The 20,201-nt window shown below is 73.9% G+C and carries 3 protein-coding genes; all 3 read left to right on the top strand.

Annotation, left to right across the window (positions count from 1 at the left end; all coding sequences use genetic code 11):
- The first annotated feature begins 2 nt into the window (after positions 1 to 2).
- From Ssi02_RS27405 to Ssi02_RS27395, 3 genes are read left to right on the top strand one after another with little or no spacing between them, the layout of a single operon-like run.
- Positions 3 to 15,521 (top strand): type I polyketide synthase, encoded by a 15,519-nt coding sequence (locus Ssi02_RS27405; protein ID WP_204030451.1) that lies wholly within the window; start codon positions 3 to 5, stop codon positions 15,519 to 15,521.
- Complete coding sequence (locus Ssi02_RS27400) at positions 15,518 to 18,733, top strand: type I polyketide synthase (RefSeq protein ID WP_204030450.1); 3,216 nt, start codon at positions 15,518 to 15,520, stop codon at positions 18,731 to 18,733. The genes Ssi02_RS27405 and Ssi02_RS27400 overlap by 4 nt, the downstream gene beginning before the upstream one ends.
- Positions 18,730 to 20,199 (top strand): FAD-dependent oxidoreductase, encoded by a 1,470-nt coding sequence (locus tag Ssi02_RS27395; protein ID WP_204030449.1) that lies wholly within the window; start codon positions 18,730 to 18,732, stop codon positions 20,197 to 20,199. The genes Ssi02_RS27400 and Ssi02_RS27395 overlap by 4 nt, the downstream gene beginning before the upstream one ends.
- Positions 20,200 to 20,201: the final 2 nt, after the last annotated feature.

The raw sequence follows: 20,201 nt of genomic DNA, 5'->3' as shown, positions 1-20,201 counted from the left end.
ACATGTCGAACGAGCAGCAACTGCGCACCTACCTCAAGCGGGCGATCAACGAGGCGCAGGAAGCGCAGCGGCGGTTGCGTGAAGTCGAGGAGCGGCATCGCGAGCCCGTCGCGATCGTGGGGATGGCGTGCCGGTTCCCCGGCGGGGTGTCCTCGCCTGAGGAGTTGTGGGAGCTGGTGGCGTCGGGGCGGGACGGGGTGTCGGGGTTCCCTGTGGACCGGGGGTGGGATCTGGAGCGGCTGTTCGACGAGGATCCCGATCGGGCGGGCACGTCGTATGCGCGGTCGGGTGGGTTCCTGTACGACGCAGCTGATTTCGATGCCGGATTTTTCGGGATCTCGCCGCGTGAGGCGCTGGCGATGGATCCGCAGCAGCGCCTCTTGCTGGAGACCTCGTGGGAGGCGATGGAACACGCCGGCATCGTGCCGTCCACCCTCAAAGGCAGCAAGACCGGCGTCTTCACCGGCCTCATGTACCACGACTACCACTCCCGCCTGAAAACCATCCCGGAGGAACTCGAGGGATTCATCGGCAACGGCAACGCCGCCAGCATCGCCACCGGCCGCGTCGCCTACACCTTCGGCTTCGAGGGGCCCGCCGTCACCATCGACACGGCCTGCTCGTCGTCGCTGGTCGCCCTGCACCTCGCCGTGCAGTCGCTGCGGCGCGGCGAGTGTTCGCTCGCCCTGGCGGGCGGCGTGACCGTGATGGCCTCCCCGGACACGTTCACGGAGTTCAGCCGGCAGCGGGGGCTGGCGGCCGACGGCCGGTGCAAGTCGTTCGCGGGCGCCGCCGACGGCACCGGCTGGGGCGAAGGCGTCGGCGTGCTCGTGGTGGAACGGCTGTCCGACGCCCTGCGGGCCGGTCGGCGCGTGCTGGCGGTGGTGCGCGGCAGCGCCGTCAACCAGGACGGCGCCAGCAACGGCCTGACCGCCCCCAACGGTCCCTCCCAGGAACGGGTGGTACGGCAGGCACTAGCGGATGCCGGTCTCGCGACGTCGGACGTGGACGCGGTCGAGGCCCACGGCACCGGCACCACTCTCGGCGACCCGATCGAGGCCCAGGCCCTGATGGCGACCTACGGCTCGGATCGGGACCGGCCGCTGTGGCTGGGGTCGGTGAAGTCGAACATCGGCCACACGCAGGCCGCCGCCGGTGTGGCGGGTGTGATCAAGATGGTGATGGCGCTGCGTGCGGGTGTTCTGCCGCCGACGCTGCATGTCGATGAGCCGACTCCGCATGTGGACTGGTCGGCGGGGACGGTCGAACTGCTCACCGAGGCGCGCGAGTGGCCGGCCCGGGGTACGGCGAGGCGGGCCGGAGTGTCGTCCTTCGGGATCAGCGGGACCAACGCCCACGTGATCCTGGAGGAGGCCGCCCCTGAGGAGCAGACCGCCCCGGCAACCGGTGGGGGCATGGTGGTGTGGCCGCTGTCGGCCCGCAGCGGGGCCGCTCTTCGTGCTCAGGCGGAACGCCTCTGGGAGTGGCTGAAGGCCAACCCCGAGGTGGCGGCCGAGGACGTGGCGTTCACGCTCACCTCGGCCCGTGCCGTACACGATCACCGTGCCGCGGTGGCAGGCCGCGACCGGGCCGAGCTGGCCGGGCGGCTGGCGGCGCTGGCGTCGGGAGAGACCGGGGCCGGTGTGGTCACGGGCACGGCGGCGCGTGGCGGTGTGGGGTTCCTGTTCACCGGGCAGGGCGCCCAGCGGGCCGGGATGGGGCGTGAGCTGCACGCCTCGTTTCCCGTGTTCGCGGCGGCGTTCGACGAGGTGGTGGCCTGCTTCGACAGGCTGACGGGCGGGTCGCTGCGGGATGTGGTGTTCGGGGACGACGGAGAGCTGCTGGAGCGGACGGAGTTCGCGCAGGCCGGTCTGTTCGCGGTCGAGGTGGCGCTGTTCCGGCTCTTGACCTCGTGGGGAGTGCGGCCCGCCGTGCTGGTGGGCCACTCGGTGGGCGAGCTGGCAGCCGCTCACGTGTCCGGAGTGCTCGGCCTTGAGGACGCGGTCGCCCTGGTCAGCGCACGTGGACGGCTGATGCAGGCGTTGCCGGCCGGAGGCGCGATGGCGGCCGTCCGGGCGGGCGAGGCCGAGGTGAGGCCGCTGCTGACCGAGGGGGTCTCGATCGCCGCGGTGAACGGCCCCGAGGCCGTCGTCCTGTCCGGCGTCGAGCAGGCCGTCACCGCCGTCACCGAGCGTCTCGCGGCCCAGGGGCGGAAGGCGCGGCGGCTGCGCGTGAGCCATGCGTTCCACTCGGCGCTGATGGAGCCGATGCTGGCGGAGTTCCGGAGAGTGGCCGGCGGGCTGACCTACCACCGCCCGTCTATCCCGGTCGTGTCGAACCTGACCGGCGAGCCGGTGACGGAGTTCTCCGCCGACTACTGGGTGCGTCACGTGCGTGAGGCGGTGCGTTTCGCCGACGGCCTGGCCAGGGCCCGGGCCACGGGGGTGAGGACCTTCCTGGAGCTCGGCCCCGGCGGCGTGTTGTCGGCGATGGGCCCGGACGTCGTGGAGGACGGCAGGTTCGTCCCGGTGCTGCGCAAGGGCAGGCCCGAGGCGGACAGCGCCGCAGAGGCCGCCGCAAACGTGTTCGTCTCCGGTGGCCCCGTCGAGTGGGGAACACAGGGCAGGCGGGTGGACCTGCCGACCTACGCCTTCGAGCGCGAACGCTACTGGTTGCCGCCCACGCAGGGGGCGGCCGACCTGGCGGGCGCGGGCCTGGGCTCGGCCGACCACCCGCTGCTCGGAGCGGCGGTGTCCCTGGCCGGGGGCGACGGTTTCCTGCTGACCGGCCGGCTCTCGATCGCGTCGCAGCCCTGGCTGGCCGACCACGCCGTGCTGGGCACGGTCGTCCTCCCCGGCACCGCGTTCGTCGAGCTCGCCGTCCGCGCGGGAGACCACGTCGGATGCGACCACCTCGACGAGCTGACCCTGCACGCCCCTGTCGTGCTCACCGGCTCCGAGGGCGTCCAGGTCCAGATCCTCGTCGGCGACGCGGACGAGGGCGGCAGCCGTACGGTCGACGTGTACGGTTCCCCCGTCGGCGCCGACGAGTGGACCCACCACGCCGGTGGCACCTTGTCGCCCGCAGGACACCGGGCCCCGGCCGCCGGCCTCGCCGTCTGGCCCCCGCCCGGAGCACAGCCGGTGGACCTGACAGGCGTCTACACGTCCCTGGCCGACCGCGGCCTGACCTACGGCCCGGCCTTCCGGGCACTGCGGCGGGCCTGGCGCGACGGCGAGGTCGTCTACGCCGAGGTGGCACCGCCCGCTCCCTTGGAGACCGGCCGCTACGGCTTGCACCCCGTGCTGCTCGACGCCGCCCTCCACGCGCTCGCCGCCGTGCACGAGGGTGAGGGCAGGCGCCTGCCGTTCTCCTTTGAGGGTGTGCGGCTGCACGCCTCAGCCGCCGCCGAGCTGCGTGTACGGCTGACGCCCGCCGGGCCGGGCGCGTTGTCGCTGGAGGCGGCGGACGGCACCGGCGCACCGGTTGCCTCCGTCGAGACCCTGGTCATGCGGCAGGCCGGCGCGGTGGCGGCCCGGCCCTCCACCCCCGACTCGCTCTACAGGCTCACCTGGGTCCCGATCCCGGCCGGCGACCCGGCCCCGTGGCACGGTCGCTCCGTACGCATCTCGTGTGACCTCGCGGACGACGTCCTCACGGCCACCCGCGCCACCGTCGCCCAAGCCCTGACCGCCGTCCGGAGCTGGCTGGACGATGACGCCGATGAGCCCCTCGCCGTCATCACCGCCGGCGCCGTCATGCCGGGCGAACCCGCCGCCGCGGCGGCGTGGGGCCTGATCCGCAGCGCGCAGGCCGAACACCCCGGCCGTATCACCCTGATCGACATCGACCCCGGCACCGACGACACCACCCTGGCCGGAGCCCTCGCCACGGGCGAGCCGCAACTGGCCGTCCGCGACGGCGCAATCTACGCGGCCCGGCTCGGCACCTCCCTCACCGGGCTCGTGCCACCCGTCGGACGGGACGACTGGCGGCTGGAGGCCGCGGCGAAGGGCACCATCGACGCCCTCACCCTCGCCGCGCACGACAGGGAACCGCTCGCGCCGGGCCAGGTGCGCGTCCGGGTGCGCGCCGCCGGGCTCAACTTCCGCGACGTACTCCTCACCCTCGGCATGTATCCCGACGACGTGCCGCTCGGCGGCGAAGGCGCGGGCGTGGTCACCGAGGTCGGCCCTGGCGTCACCGGGATGGCACCGGGCGACCGGGTGTTCGGCCTCTTCGGCGGCGCCTTCGCGCCCACCGCCGTCGCCGACCACCGGGTCCTCGCCCCCATGCCGGAAGGCTGGACGTTCGAGCAGGCCGCCGCCGTACCGATCGCCTACCTCACCGCCTATTACGGGCTGGTGGAACTCGCGGGACTCCGGCGCGGCGAGGCCGTGCTCATCCACGCCGCCACCGGCGGCGTGGGCACGGCCGCCGTGCAGATCGCCCGCCACCTCGGCGCGGAGGTGTTCGCCACCGCGAGCCCCGCCAAACACGGCGTGCTCCGCGACCTGGGCCTCGACGACCGGCACATCGCCTCCTCCCGGACCCTCGACTTCGAAGCGCACTTCCGCACGGCGACCGCGGGCCGGGGGGTGGACGTCGTCCTGAACTCCCTCGCGGGTGACTTCGTGGACGCCTCGCTGCGGCTGCTGCCGCGAGGCGGGCGCTTCATGGAGATGGGCAAGACCGACCTGCGCGACCCCGCCGGCCTCCCCGTGGCCTACCAGCCCTTCGACCTCATGCGCGCGCGGCCCGAACTCGTCCGCCGCATGCTCGGCGAGCTGCTCACCCTCTTCGCGGACGGCACGCTGCGGCTCCCACCCCTGCGCACCTGGGATGTACGGCGGGCCGCCGACGCCTTCCGCTTCGTCAGCCAGGCGCAGCACGTCGGCAAAGTGGTCCTCACCCTGCCCGCGCCGGCCGGCCCCGGCGGCACCGTGCTGATCACCGGCGGCACGGGAACACTCGGCGGTCTCGTCGCCAGGCATCTCGTGTCGGCTCACGGCATAGGCCGCCTGGTGCTCCTCAGCCGCACCGGCGAGCACGCCCCCGGCGCCGCCGTACTCGCCCGCGAGCTGCGGGAACTCGGCGCCGACGTCACCGTCGCCGCCTGCGACGCGGGTGACCGCGAGGCCCTGCGGCAGGTCGTGGAGGGCATCGGCGCCGACCTGACCGGCGTGATCCACGCGGCCGGGCTGGTCGAGGGCGGCATCGTCGGCTCCCTGACCGGCGAGCAGATCGACCGCGTCCTGCGCGCCAAGGCCGACGCCGCGTGGTTCCTGCACGAGCTGACCCGGGACCTGGACCTGTCGTTCTTCATCCTGTTCTCCTCCGCCTCGGGCACCCTGGGCAACGCCGGGCAGGGCGACTACACCGCGGCCAACGCCTTCCTCGACGCCCTGGCCGTTCACCGGCGTGCTCAAGGACTCCCCGCGATCTCCCTCGGCTGGGGCCTGTGGGAACAACGCAGCACCATCAGCGCGACCGCCGGCGACGGCGACCGCGCACGCATGAACCGCTCGGGCTTCGGCGCTCTGTCGTCCGCCGAGGCGCTGACCCTGCTCGACCACGCCATGACCGTGGACGAGCCCGCCCTGCTGCCGATCCGGCTCGACCTGGCCGCCCTGCGCGACGCGGCCGAAGAGCCGCCCCCGATGCTGCGCGGCCTGATTCGCACCCGCACACGACGCACGGCAGGGCGGGTGTACGGCACCGCCCCCCTGTCCTCCACCCTCGCGGCCCTGCCCGAGCCCGAACGCCGCCGCGCCCTCACCGACCTCGTGCGCGCGCACGTCGCCACGGTGCTCGGCCACAGCTCCCCCGAGGCGGTCGGCCTCGGCAGCGGCTTCAAGGACCTCGGCTTCGACTCGCTGACCGCGGTCGAACTCCGCAACCGCCTGACCACCGCCCTCGGCCGCCGCCTCCCGGCGACCCTCGTCTTCGACTATCCGACCCCGAACGCTCTGGCCGGCTTCCTGCACGAGGAGCTGTCCGGAACCACCGCCGCCGCCCCGCCCGTGCGGGCCCCGGCCGCGAGCCACGGCGAGCCGATCGCCATCGTGGGCATGGCCTGCCGCCTCCCCGGCGGCGTCACCTCCCCCGAGGACCTCTGGAACCTGGTGGCAGGCGGCGGGGACGCGACCTCGCCCTTCCCCGCCGGCAGGGGATGGCCCCTCGCCACCCTCTTCGACGACGACCCCCACCACCCCGGCACCTCCTACACCCGCTCGGGGGCCTTCCTGCACCACGCCGGCGACTTCGACGCCGGATTTTTCGGGATCTCGCCGCGTGAGGCGCTGGCGATGGACCCGCAGCAGCGGCTCTTGCTGGAGACCTCGTGGGAGGCGTTCGAACGCGCCGGAGTAGACCCGGCCGGCCTGCGCGGCAGCGACACCGGCGTCTTCGTCGGAGGCATGTACCAGGAGTACGGCCCCCGCTACGACCAGGCGGACAAAGGCTCGGACGGCTACCTGCTGACCGGCGGCGCGGCGAGCGTGATGTCGGGCCGCCTCGCCTACACGTTCGGTCTGGAAGGGCCTGCGGTGACGGTGGACACGGCGTGTTCGTCGTCGCTGGTGGCCCTGCACTGGGCGATCCGGGCGCTGCGCCAGGGCGAGTGCTCCATGGCTCTCGTGGGCGGGGTCACGGTGATGGCCACCCCCGGCCTGTTCGTGGAGTTCAGCCGCCAGCGCGGTCTGGCGGCTGACGGGCGGTGCAAGTCGTTCGCCGGGGCGGCGGACGGCACCGGGTGGGGCGAGGGCGTCGGTGTCCTGGTGGTGCAGCGGTTGTCGGACGCTGTGCGGGCGGGCCGGCGGGTGCTGGCGGTGGTGCGGGGCAGCGCGGTCAACCAGGACGGGGCGAGCAACGGCCTGACCGCGCCGAACGGGCCTTCGCAGCAGCGGGTGATCCGGCGTGCGCTTGCGGACGCGGGCTTGACGGCGGCGGACGTGGACGCCGTGGAGGGGCACGGCACGGGGACGGTGCTGGGGGACCCGATCGAGGCGCAGGCCCTCATGGCGACCTACGGCTCGGATCGGGACCGGCCGCTCTGGCTCGGGTCGCTGAAGTCGAACATCGGCCATACGCAGGCCGCCGCCGGTGTGGCGGGTGTGATCAAGATGGTGATGGCGCTGCGTGCGGGTGTCCTGCCGCCGACGCTGCACGTGGACGAGCCGACCCCGCATGTGGACTGGTCGGCGGGGCCGGTGGAACTGCTGACCGAGGCGCGTGAGTGGCATGGACGCGGTACGGCGAGGCGTGCCGGAGTGTCGTCCTTCGGAATCAGCGGGACCAACGCCCACGTCATCGTCGAGGAGGCACCCGCCGAGCAGTCCGGTCCGGAAGACGGCGGCGGTGGGACCGGCCTGGTGGTGTGGCCGTTGTCGGCACGCACCGGGACCGCTCTGCGTGCCCAGGCCGAGCGACTGGGGGAGTGGCTGAAGGCCAACCCCGATGTGGCGGCCGAGGACGTGGCTTACTCGCTGGCGTCGGGCCGTGCCGTACTCGAACATCGGGCAGCGCTGGTCGGGCGGGACCGGGGTGAGCTGGCCGAGAGGCTAGCGGAGCTGGGCACGGCCGGGGCTGTGGTGCCCGGGGGTGTGGGGTTCCTGTTCACCGGTCAGGGTGCTCAGCGGGCCGGGATGGGGCGTGGGCTGCACGCCGCGTTCCCGGTGTTCGCCGAAGCGTTCGACGAGGTCATGGCTGGGTTCGAGGCGGCGGGCCGGTCGCTGCGGGATGTGGTGTTCGGGGACGACGGAGAGCTGCTGGAGCGTACGGAGTTCGCCCAGGCAGGTCTCTTCGCGGTCGAGGTGGCGCTGTTCCGGCTGCTGACCTCCTGGGGGGTTCGGCCGGACGTCCTGCTGGGCCACTCGGTGGGTGAGCTGGCGGCGGCTCATGTGGCCGGGGTGCTCTCGCTTGAGGACGCGGTCACCCTGGTGGAGGCCCGCGGCCGGTTGATGCAGGCATTGCCCGCCGGAGGCGCGATGGCCGCCGTCCGGGCGGGCGAGGCCGAGGTGAGGCCGCTGCTCGTCGAGGGTGTGGCGATCGCCTCGGTCAACGGTCCGGGGGCGGTCGTGCTGTCGGGCGGCGCGGCCGAGGTGTCCGCCGTCGTGGCCCGCCTGGAGGAGACAGGCCACTCGGCGCGGCGTCTGCGCGTGAGCCACGCGTTCCATTCGCCCCTCGTGGAGCCGATGCTGGCGGAGTTCCGAAGCGTGGCGGAGGGGCTCACCTATCACGTCCCGTCGATCCCGGTGGTGTCGAACCTGACCGGCGAGCCGGTGACGGAGTTCTCCGCCGACTACTGGGTGCGCCACGTGCGTGAGGCGGTGCGTTTCGCCGACGGTCTAAGCCGGGTCCGGGCCACGGGGGTGAGGACGTTCCTCGAACTCGGCCCCGACGGCGTGTTGTCGGCCATGGGACCGGACGTTGTCGAGGACGGCGTGTTCATCCCGCTGCTGCGCAAGGGCAGGCTGGAGGCGGACAGCGCGATGGAGGCCGCCGCGCGGGCGTTCGTGTCCGGCGTGGAGGTCGACTGGCGGATGCTGGGTTCGGGCAGGTGGGTGGACCTGCCGACCTACCCCTTCGAACACCGCCACTACTGGCTGACATCGAAGTCCGCACCCTCAGCCGGGCACGCGCTGCTGGACGTGACCGTCCCCCTGGCCGAGGGCGACGGCGTGGTCATGACCGGGTCCCTCTCCACGAACACCCACCCCTGGCTCGCCGACCACGTCGTCGCCGGGATCCCGACCCTCCCCGCCACCGCATTCGCCGAACTCGCCCTCCACGCGGGTGACGAGATCGGCTGCGACACCCTCGGCGAACTGGTCGTCGAACTCCCGCTGACGTTGCCGGAAGGGCGGGAACGCCGAATCCAGGTCTCAGTGGCCGGCGAGGACGAGGGGGGCCGCCGCACCTTCGGCGTCTTCTCCCGCGAGTGGGACGCCCCGGACGACCTGCCCTGGACCAGGCAAGCGAGAGGTGTGCTGACGCCGGACACCGCCGGCATCCCGGCTCACACGCCGGAGTGGCCCCCGCCGGGAGCCGAGGAACTCGACGTCACCGGCCTCTACGACGACATGGCAGCCGCAGGCCTCCACTACGGCCCGGCCTTCCGGGGGCTTCGCGCCGCGTGGCGGCACGGCGACCGCTTCTACGGCGAGGTGGCCCTGCCCGGAGAACTGGCCGCGGATGGGTTCGGCCTGCACCCCGCTCTCCTCGACGCCGCCCTGCACGTGGCGGGCCTCGGGGTGCTGCCTGACACCGGCAGCGGCAGGTTGCCGTTCGCGTTCGACCGAGTACGGCGCAGCCGTACCGGAACGCGGGTGCTTCGGGTCGAGATGGCGGCGGTCGGCCGGGACGCGGTGTCGGTGGCCCTCACCGACGACACCGGCGACCCCGTGGCCACGATCGAGAGCCTCGCGCTGCGCCCCTACACCGCGGAACGCCTGCGGGACACCCCCGGTGCCCTCTTCCGCGTCACGTGGGCGCCGGTGCCGGAGAACGGCGGCTCGGCCCCGGCCTCCATTCTGCGGGTGGCGCGGCCGTCCACCTCCGACGTCCCGTCGGCGGTGCGTGCCACGCTCACGGAGGTGCTCACGGCGCTGCGCGCCTGGGCGGAGGGAGACGGCGCCGCGGGTGCCCGGCTGGCGGTGGTGACCGAAGAAACCTCGGACCCGGTGGCCTCGGCGGTGTGGGGACTGGTGCGGTCGGCGCAGTCGGAGCACCCCGGGATGTTCGTGCTGGTGGACGCGGGGGCCGAGGAGCTACCGGAGCTGCTTCCCGAGGACGAGCCGCAACTGGCACTGCGCGGCGGGGTGTTCCACGCGGCGAGGCTGGCCCGTGCCGTACCGCCCTCGCCGGAGCAGGGCGTGGACTGGGGCGGCGGAACGGTCCTCGTCACGGGTGGCACCGGCGCGCTCGGCGGCCTGATCGCCCGTCACCTCGTCACCGGGCACGGCGTACGGGACCTGCTGCTGGCCAGCCGCCGAGGGGGCGCTGAAGCCGGTGAACTGGTGGCGGAACTGACCGCCCTCGGCGCCCGGGTGGAGGTCGAGGCGTGCGACGTGGCCGATCGGGACTCGCTCGCCGCGCTCCTCGCCGGTCGCCCGCTGACGGGGGTGGTGCACGCGGCGGGTGTGCTCGACGACGGCGTGCTCACCTCGCTGACGGACGAGAGCCTCGACCGGGTGCTGCGCCCCAAGGCGGACGCCGCCTGGCACCTGCACGAGCTCACCGCGCATCTCCCTCTGACGGCCTTCGTGCTGTTCTCCTCGGCCGCCGCCACCTTCGGCAACGCGGGCCAGGGCGGATACGCCGCCGCCAATGCCTTCCTCGACGGGCTGGCCGCCCATCGCCGCTCCGAGGGGCTGCCCGCGACCTCCCTCGCGTGGGGCATGTGGGAGCACGGCATGGCCGGAGCACTCGGCGACGCCGACCGGGCCCGGCTGGCGCGGGCGGGAGCCGTACCGCTCACAGAAAGCGAAGGCCTCGCGCTGTTCGACGCGGCGCTCCCGCTGGGGGAGCCGGTGCTGCTGCCGGTCCACCTGGACCTCGCGGCGCTGCGCGGCGGGCAGGACGAGGCACCGGTGCCGCCGCTGCTACGCGGCCTGATCCGGTCCCGGCCTCGGCGCAAGGCGGGCGGGGCCACGCTGGCCCGGCGGCTGGCGGCTGCCGATGAGGCGGAACGGCAGCGGATCGCCCTGGACGCGGTGCGTTCCCTCGTCGCCTCCGTGCTCGGCCACCCCTCTGCCGACGCCGTACCGCCCGGCAACAAGTTCACCGACCTCGGGGTGGACTCGCTCACCGCCGTCGAGCTGCGCAACCGGCTGAACGCCGCCACCGGGACGCGGCTGCCCGCCACCCTGGTCTTCGACCACCCGACTCCGGCGGCGCTGGCCGCCTACGTGGCGGCCGAGACCGCGGGCGCGCCGGAGGCCGCGGCTCCCGTCGCGCGGGTGGCCTCCGCCGAGGGTGAGCCGATCGCGATCGTCGCGATGAGCTGCCGTTATCCCGGCGGGGTGCGGTCGCCGGAGGACCTGTGGGAGCTGGTGTCCACGGGTGGCGACGCCATCTCGTCGTTCCCCGCGGACCGCGGCTGGGACCTCGACGCGCTCTACGACCCTGACCCCGACAAACCCGGCACCAGCTATGTGCGGGAAGGCGGGTTCGTCTACGACGCCGACCGGTTCGACGCCGAGTTGTTCGGCATCGGCCCCCGTGAGGCCCTCGCCATGGACCCGCAGCAGCGGCTGCTGCTGGAGACCACCTGGGAGCTCTTCGAACGCGCCGGCATCGACCCGACGTCCCTCCAGGGCAGCGACACCGGGGTTTTCGCCGGCGTCATGTACCACGACTACGGCACCCTGCTGCCCGCCGTGCCCGGTGAGCTCGAAGGTTATCTCGGCACCGGCACCGCCGGGAGCGTCGTCTCCGGGCGGCTCGCCTACACCTTCGGCCTTGAGGGCCCCGCCGTCACCGTCGACACGGCATGCTCGTCGTCACTGGTGGCCCTGCACCTCGCTTGCCGCGCCCTCCGCCACGGCGAGTGCTCGCTCGCACTCGCGGGCGGCGTCACTGTGTTGTCCACCCCCGGCACCTTCGTCGAGTTCAGCCGGCAGCGGGGCCTCTCCCCCGACGGCCGCTGCAAGTCGTTCGCGGCGGGCGCCGACGGCACCGGCTGGAGTGAGGGCGCCGGCGTCCTGCTGCTGGAACGGCTGTCGGACGCGCGCAGAAACGGCCACCAGGTCCTGGCCGTCATACGGGGCAGCGCCGTCAACCAGGACGGCGCCTCCAACGGGCTCACCGCGCCCAGCGGCCCCTCCCAGCAGCGGGTGATCCGGCGGGCTCTCGCCGACGCCGGTCTCGCGGCGTCGGACGTGGACGCGGTCGAGGCCCACGGCACCGGGACCGCGCTGGGCGACCCGATCGAGGCCCAGTCGCTCCTCGCGGTCTACGGCGAGGAGCGCGACCGGCCGCTGTGGCTCGGGTCGATCAAGTCGAACATCGGGCACACGCAGGCGGCGTCCGGCGTCGCCGGTGTGATCAAGTCCGTGATGGCGCTGCGGGAGGGCGCCCTGCCGCGCACGCTGCACGTGGACGAGCCCACTCCGCATGTGGACTGGTCGGCGGGGGCGGTGCGGTTGCTCACCGAGCCCCGCGAGTGGCCGCGGCGGCGGGGTACGGCGAGGCGGGCCGGGGTGTCGTCCTTCGGGATCAGCGGGACCAACGCCCACGTGATCGTGGAGGAGGCCCCCTTCGAGGAGCCGGTCAGCCCGGCAGCCGGCGGGGGCAAAGCGGGGGGCTTGGTGGTGTGGCCGCTGTCGGCTCGCACCGGGGCCGCTCTCCGTGCTCAGGCGGGACGGCTGGGGGAGTGGCTGAGGGCCGATCCGGGGGCGGCGGCCGAGGATGTGGCGTTCACGCTGTCGTCGGCCCGTGCCGTACTTGAGCAGCGGGGTGCGGTGGTGGGCCGTGACCGGGCCGAGCTGGCCGGGCGGCTGGCGGCGCTGGCGTCGGGACAGACCGGGGCCGGTGTGGTCGAGGGCACGGCTGCGGGTGGCGGGGTCGGGTTCCTGTTCACCGGGCAGGGGGCTCAGCGCGCGGGGATGGGGCGTGGACTGCACGCCGCGTTCCCGGTGTTCGCGGCGGGTTTCGACGAGGTCGTGGCCTGTTTCGACGCGGCGCGGCCCGGTCTTTCGCTGCGGGATGTGGTGTTCGGGGACCACGGCGATCTGCTCGACCGGACGGAGTTCGCGCAGGCGGGTCTGTTCGGGGTGGAGGTGGCGCTGTTCCGGCTGCTGGCCTCGTGGGGGGTTCGGCCGGATGTGCTGGTGGGGCACTCGGTGGGTGAGCTGGCCGCCGCTCATGTGGCCGGGGCGCTCTCGCTGGAGGACGCGGTGGCCCTGGTGGGCGCTCGCGGCCGGTTGATGCAGGCCCTGCCCGCCGGCGGCGCGATGGCGGCAGTCCGGGCGAGCGAGGCCGAGGTCGAGCCGCTGCTGGTCGAGGGTGTCTCGATCGCCGCCGTCAACGGCCCGCAGGCGGTGGTCCTCTCCGGGGGCGACGCCGAGGTCACCGAGGTGTGCGACCGGCTGTCGGCGCTGGGCCGCCGGGTGCGGCGGCTGCGGGTGAGCCACGCGTTTCATTCGGAGTTGATGGAGCCGATGCTGGCGGAGTTCAGGACCGTGGCCGAGGGGCTGACCTACCACTCCCCGTCGATCCCGGTGGTGTCGAACCTGACCGGTGAGCCGGTGACGGAGTTCTCCGCGGACTACTGGGTGCGCCATGTGCGTGAGGCGGTGCGTTTCGCCGACGGTCTGGCCAGGGCCCGTGCCACGGGGGTGCGGACGTTCCTGGAGCTCGGTCCCGACGGCGTGTTGTCGGCGATGGGCCCGGAGATCGTCGACGACGGTGTCTTCATCCCGGTCCTGCGCAAGGACAGTCCCGAGGACGAGGCCGCGGTCACCGCCCTCGCCGCGGCCCACGTGCACGGCGCCCGTCCCGAGTGGGGCTCCGTACTCGGCGGGGGCGGGCGGCGGGTGCAGTTGCCCACCTATGCGTTCCAGCGGCGCCGCTATTGGCTGGAACCGCCTCCGAAGCCGCCTGGCGAACGCGCCGAGGCCTGGCGCTACCGCGTCGAATGGCACCCGATGCCCGAGGCGGCGGAGGCGCCGAGGCTGCACGGCACCTGGCTCGTGATCGCCCCTGATGCGGCCGACGAGACGGCCGGGATCTGCGCCGAGGCATTGCGCCGCCACGGAGCCGAGGTCATACGGCAGGCCAAGCTCGACCCGGCCCCTGATCGTGGGCGGATCAGCGGCGTCCTGTCTCTTCTCGCCCTCGACCGGGGCCCCTCCGCCGCCCAGACGTTGGAGCTGGTCAAGGCGCTCGACGCAGCCGGGGTGGAGGCCCCGCTCTGGCTGGCCACCCAGGGCGCCGTCGACGTCGGCGGGGTACGGTCACCCCACCAGGCGGAGACCTGGGGGCTCGGGCTGGCGGTGGCGCTGGAGCACCCACGGTTGTGGGGTGGCCTGCTCGACCTGCCAGAAAGCCTCGGTCCCCGTGAGGCCGGCCACCTGGTCCGCGCGCTGTCGGGTCCGCCGCAGGAGACCGAGGATCAGGTGGCCGTCCGGTCGTCCGGGCTGCTGGTGCGCCGCCTGACCCGCGCGGCGGCCCCCGTCAAGCGACGGGCCTTCACGCCGCGGGGCACCGTACTCGTCACCGGCGGCACCTCCGCCCTGGGCGCCGCCGTGGCCCGCCGGCTGGCGGCCGAGGGGGCGGAACACCTGGCCCTCACCCAGACGCCTGGCGGAGCCTTCGAGGGCGGTGCCGTACCGGACCTGGTGGCCGAGTTGAAGGCGCTGGGGGCGAGCCAGGTCACGGTCGCCGAGTGCGACCTGGCCGATCGGCGAGCCGTGGCCGGCCTGCTCGACGGGTTCCCGGACCTCACCGCCGTGTTCCACACGGCGGGGGAGCCGGGGGTGGCGGCGCTCGCCGATCTCGACGCCACCTCGCTCGCCGCGGCGCTGGGGGAGAAGGCGGCAGGTGCCGCCCACCTGCACGATCTGCTGCTCGACCGGGACCTCGACGCCTTCGTGCTGTTCTCCTCCATCGCGGGGGTCTGGGGCAGCGCGGGCCAGGGAGCGTATGCCGCGGCGAACGCCTACCTGGACGCCCTGGCCGCACACCGCAGGACCCTCGGCCTGACCGCCACCTCCGTCGCGTGGGGACTGTGGGAGGAGGTGGCGAAGGCGGATCCCGAACGGCGTGACCAGCTACGCCGCCGAGGGGTCGCCGCGATGGAGACCGACGCGGCGCTGACCGCCCTGTGGCAGGCCGTCGAGGAGGACCGCGCGACGGTCACCGTGGCGGATGTGGACTGGGCGAGGTTCGCGCCGCTGTTCACCGCGCTCCGGGAGCGGCCGCTCATCACCGGTGTGCCCGAGGTGCGGCAACTGCTGAACGCCGCCCCGGACGCGCAGGGGCCGGGTGACACCTCCGGCCTCATGGCCGAACTGGCCCGCCTGCCCGAAGGCGAGCGGCGGCGGCGCCTGCTCCACCTGGTCAGAGCGGAGGCCGCCGCGGCGCTCGGCCACGAGTCGGCCGACGCCGTCCCGCCCGCGCGGCCGTTCCTCGACGCCGGGTTCGACTCACTGGCCGCGGTAGGCCTGCGCAACCGGCTGGTCGCCGCGACAGGTCTGCCGCTGCCCGCCACGGTGGTCTTCGACCACCCGAACCCGGAGGCCCTGTCCGCCTACCTCGACACCAAGGCGGGCCCCGGCGGCGGGCCGTCGATCGACGCCGGCCTGGACTCCCTGGCCACCGCGCTCGGCACGCTCGACCGGGGCGATCCCGAGCGGCTGCGGCTGACCGCGAGGCTCCAGACGCTGCTGTCGGAGCTGACCGGGGACCAGGGGGAGAGCGGCGTGCCGGACATGGCCGAGCGGGTCGGCGACGCGTCGGACGAGGAGCTGTTCGGGCTGCTGGACGCCGAATTCAGTGAGGGAGGACTCGGACTGTGACGGTGACGAACGAGGACAGGCTGCGCGAGTACCTCAAACGGGCCACGGTCGAGCTGCACGAGGCCCGCAGGCGGTTGCGCGAACTGGAGCAGCGGCGCCACGAGCCCATCGCGATCGTCGCCGCGAGCTGCCGCTATCCCGGCGGGGTGCGCTCGCCCGAGGACCTGTGGGAGCTGGTCGCGGGCGAGGTGGACGCGGTCGGGCCGTTTCCCGCCGATCGAGGGTGGGATATGGACGCGCTCTACAATCCCGACCCCGACCACCCCGGCACGTCCTACGTGCGGGAAGGCGGTTTCCTGCACGAGGTGGCGGACTTCGACGCCGCGTTCTTCGGGATCTCCCCGCGCGAGGCGCTCGCGATGGACCCGCAGCAGAGGCTGCTGCTGGAGACCTCCTGGGAGGTGCTCGAACGCGCCGGCATCGACCCCGGCACGCTGCGCGGCGGCCACACCGGTGTCTTCATCGGCTCCAGCGGCCAGGACTACGGCGCGCTGCTGCACTCGGCGACCGAGGACGTCGTGGGCTACCAGATGACCGGTGTGGCGGCGAGCGTGTTGTCGGGGCGGCTGTCCTACTTCTACGGCTGGGAGGGCCCGGCGGTCACCGTCGACACGGCGTGTTCGGCTTCCCTGGTGGCCCTTCACCTGGCCTGCCAGTCGCTCCGGCTCGGGGAGTGTTCCCTCGCCGTCACCGGCGGTGTGGCCGTGATGTCCATCCCGACGGGTTTCGTGGAGTTCAGCCGGCAGCGTGGCCTGGCTCCCGACGGGCGCTGCAAGTCGTTCGCGGCGTCGGCCGACGGGACGGGCTGGAGTGAAGGCATCGCCGTACTCCTGCTGGAACGCCTCTCCGACGCCGTCCGCCACGGCCACCCCGTGCTCGCCGTGGTGCGGGGCAGCGCGGTCAACCAGGACGGCGCCTCCAACGGCCTGACCGCCCCCAACGGCCCCTCCCAGGAACGCGTGATCCGCTCCGCCCTCGCCGCCGCCGGTCTGTCCGCCGGCCAGATCGACATGGTCGAGGCCCACGGCACCGGCACACCCCTGGGCGACCCGATCGAGGCCCAGGCGCTGCTCGCGACGTACGGCGAGAGCCGTACGGAGGACCGGCCCCTCCGGCTTGGCTCGATCAAGTCCAACATCGGCCACACGGCGGGCGCGGCGGGCGTGGCCGGGGTCGTCAAGGCGTTGATGGCGATGCGCCACGGGGTGATGCCCCGCACGCTGCACGTCGACGAACCCACACCCCAGGTGGACTGGACCTCGGGCGCGGTGTCGCTCCTCACCGAGTCCCGCCCCTGGCCGCGAGGCGGCGAACCACGCCGCGCCGCCGTGTCCTCCTTCGGCGTCAGCGGCACCAACGCCCACGTCATCCTCGAAGAGCCCCCTCCCGAGACGGCCCCGGCCGCCGCGAGTCCGCCGGCTGCGGTCTCGTCCGGTGAGGGTTCCCAGGCTGCGGGCTCGCCCGGCGCACACGCCGATCCGGTGCTGGGGCCGCTCCCGCCCGCCTGGGTGTTGTCCGCCCGCACCGCCACCGCTCTTCAGGCGCAAGCCGTAGGGCTGCGCGCCCGGTCCGCCCTCGATCCGGCCGATGTGGCGTGGTCGCTGGCCACCACGCGGGCGGCCTTCGAGCACCGGGCGGTCCTCGTCGGCGAGACCCCTGACGAACTGCGGGACGCGCTGGACGCGCTGGCCGAGGGGAGGCCGTCGGCCGGTGTCGTCGAGGGGGCGGTGCCGCCGGAGGGGGCGCGGGTGGCGTTCCTGTTCTCCGGGCAGGGGACGCAGTGGCCGGGGATGGCGGCCGAGCTGTTGCGGACGTGCCCGGTGTTCGCCGAAGAGGCCGGCCGATGTGCCTCGGCGCTGGCCCCCTATGTGGACTGGTCCCTGATCGATTTGCTCGGCGGCGGCCCGTCCGCGCCCGGCTGGGACAGGGACGACGTCGTGCAGCCGGCTCTGTGGGCCACGATGGTGGCGCTGGCGGCCGTGTGGCGATCACTCGGGGTTCGCCCGGCGGCGGTGGCAGGGCATTCGCAGGGGGAGATCGCCGCCGCGACGGTAGCGGGGGCGTTGTCGCTCGACGACGCGGCCCGGGTGGTGGCGTTGCGCGCCAAGGCTGTCGCGGGGCTGACGGGGCGGGCTGGCATGTTGTCGGTTGCCCTGTCCGCGGACGAGGTGACGGCGCGGCTGGCGGCCTCCTCCACCGCGAAGCCGGGAGCAGGACCAACACCGGCTGCGGGGAGTAAGCCCGACACAGGGCCGATACCGGACGCCCTCTCGGTCGCCGTGGTGAACGGGCCGCGTTCGGTCGTCCTGGCGGGTGCCGCAGACCTCCTGAACGACTTCCTGGCCAAGTGTGAGGCGGACGGGGTGCGGGCCAGGATGGTGCCGGTCGCCTACGCGTCGCACTCGCCCCAGGTGGAGGCCGTACGCGTGCGGCTGCTCACCGACCTGGCGCCGATCGTGCCGAAGGCGGCGGAGGTCCCGTTCTACTCCACCGTCACCGGAGGGCACCTCGACACCACCGGCCTGGACGCCGCCTACTGGTATCGCAACCTCCGCGAGCAGGTCCGCTTCTCAGAAGCCGTGGAGGCGCTGCTGGCCGACGGCCACACCGTGTTCGTGGAATGTGCCCCGCATCCGGTGCTGTCGGCAGGCGTCCAGGAGACCGCCGTCGCGGCGGGCGGCGACGCGGCGGTGGTGGCCACGCTGCGACGTGACCAAGGAGGACCGGCGGACTTCCTGCGGGCCGCCGCGCACGCCTACGTCCACGGCGCCCCGGTGGACTGGCGGGCGCTGCTCACGCCTGCCGTCCGGATCGACCTGCCGACCTACCCCTTCGAGTCCCGCCGCTTCTGGTTGTCCGCCGGCCACACCCCGGCCACGCGGGCGGCAGCCGTACATCCCGGGGACGAGAGGTTGCCGGACCTCTTCGCCGGTCTCGACCGGGAGGGCCGGGAGCGGGCGCTGCTTGAGCTGGCGCGCGCCCACGCCGCCGCCGTGCTCCGCCTCCCCGGTCCGGAGCTCATCGGCGCGGACCACCCCCTGCCCGACTTCGGGTTCGACTCGCTGACGGCCCTGGAGTTCCGGAGCCGGCTGAGCCGGGCGACCGGTCTGCCGCTGCCGCCGGCCCTGGTCTTCGATCATCCGACCCTCCGAGAGCTCGCCCGGCACCTGCTGGCGAGCCTCCCGACGGAGCCTGAGGTGCAATCAAGATGAACACGAGCAAGGTGCTGATCGTCGGGGCCGGGCCCTGCGGTCTCATGACGGCGGTCGAGCTGGCACGACGCGGAATCCCGGTGACGGTGGTGGACGCCGCCGAGGAGGCGGCCACGGGGTCGCGGGCGGTGCTGCTGTGGCCGTATTCCCTGGAGTTGTTCGACGGGCTCGGACTGCGCGCCGAAGCCGACAAGCGCGGCCTGCCCGTGCAGGCGCTCTGCTACCACACGGCGCCGGGCACGGTGCTGCGCCTGCCGCTCGACGCGCACCACGCGCCGCTGGTCCTGCCGCAGGAGGAGACGGTCGACCTCCTGGAGCAGGAGCTGCGCCGCCTCGGCGGCACGGTGGAACGCGGTCTGCGTGTCACCGCGGTGTCGGCCGGCGGCAACACCGTCACGGCCACGGCGCGGCGGGCCGACGGCGAGGAGGTGACCTTCAGGGCCGACTGGCTGATCGGCGCGGACGGCAGCCGCAGCACCGTACGCCAGTGCCTCGGCATCGCGTTCGCCGGGGCGCAGGTGCCCACGTCGTTCCTGGTCGCCGAGGGGCCGCTCGCGGGGGAGTTCGAGCCGGACGCGGTCAACTACTACCTGGGCCGGGCCGGCGTGATGCTCATCGCGCCGCTGCCGGGCGGCAGGGCCCGCATCTCCGGCGCGCTCGACGACCCCGCGGCGCCCGTCACGCCGGAGTCGGCGCAGCGCATGCTGGACGAGCGCGGGCCGGGCGGCCTGCGTTTCACCGAGGTGGGCCTGGCCGCGTCCTACGCCAGCAGTGAGCGCATCGCTACGAGGTTCCGCTCGGGCCGCTGCTTCCTGGTCGGCGACGCCGCCCACGTGCACACCCCGACCGGCGGCCAAGGGCTGAACCTCGGCTTCGCCGACGTGCGCAACCTGGTGTGGAAGCTCGCGGGGGTGATCGACGGGAGATACGACGCGGCGATCCTCGACAGCTACGACACCGAGCGGCGCGCGGCGGCGGAGCAGACGGTGGCGGCCACCGGCAAGATGACCCGCAGGGCGGTGCTCGGGCCGGTGGCGCTCCTCGTGCGCAACGCGCTCATGAGCCTGGCGCACCGCACCGGCGCGCTGGCCAAGCAGCTCGTGCCCATGCTGGCCGGGTGGCAGGTGCGCTATCCCGACGCGCTCGGGCTCGCGGGCCCCGGGACGCCGAAGGGGCTGCCGCAGCCGGGCACCCGCAGCCCGGCCTGGCCGCTCGACCCCGACCCAGCGGGGCGTTTCCAGCTCGTCGGCATGGGCCCGGACGGCGGCACGATGAGCCGGCGCGGCGCCGAACTCGCCGAGCGGTTGCCCACCGTGCTCAAACACCGCCACCGCGTCACGGCGGGCAGCGGATTCGTGCTGCTGCGACCCGACGGCTATGTCGCGGCGGCGGGCCCGGAGGCCGACCTCGGCCACCTCACCGCCGCCTTGAAGAAGATTCTCACCACGTCTCACCTGGAGCGATAACC

The organism is Sinosporangium siamense (assembly GCF_016863435.1).
GTDB classification, from domain to species: Bacteria; Actinomycetota; Actinomycetes; order Streptosporangiales; family Streptosporangiaceae; genus Sinosporangium; species Sinosporangium siamense.
The sequence above is the reverse complement of the archived record's forward strand: the minus strand, read 5'-3'. Positions and strand labels throughout refer to the sequence as shown.

Coding starts and splice junctions, on each gene's coding strand:
- Ssi02_RS27395 (WP_204030449.1), top strand. CDS start 18,730: ATGAACACGAGCAAGGTGCTGATCGTCGGGGCCGGGCCCTGCGGTCTC.
- Ssi02_RS27405 (WP_204030451.1), top strand. CDS start 3: ATGTCGAACGAGCAGCAACTGCGCACCTACCTCAAGCGGGCGATCAAC.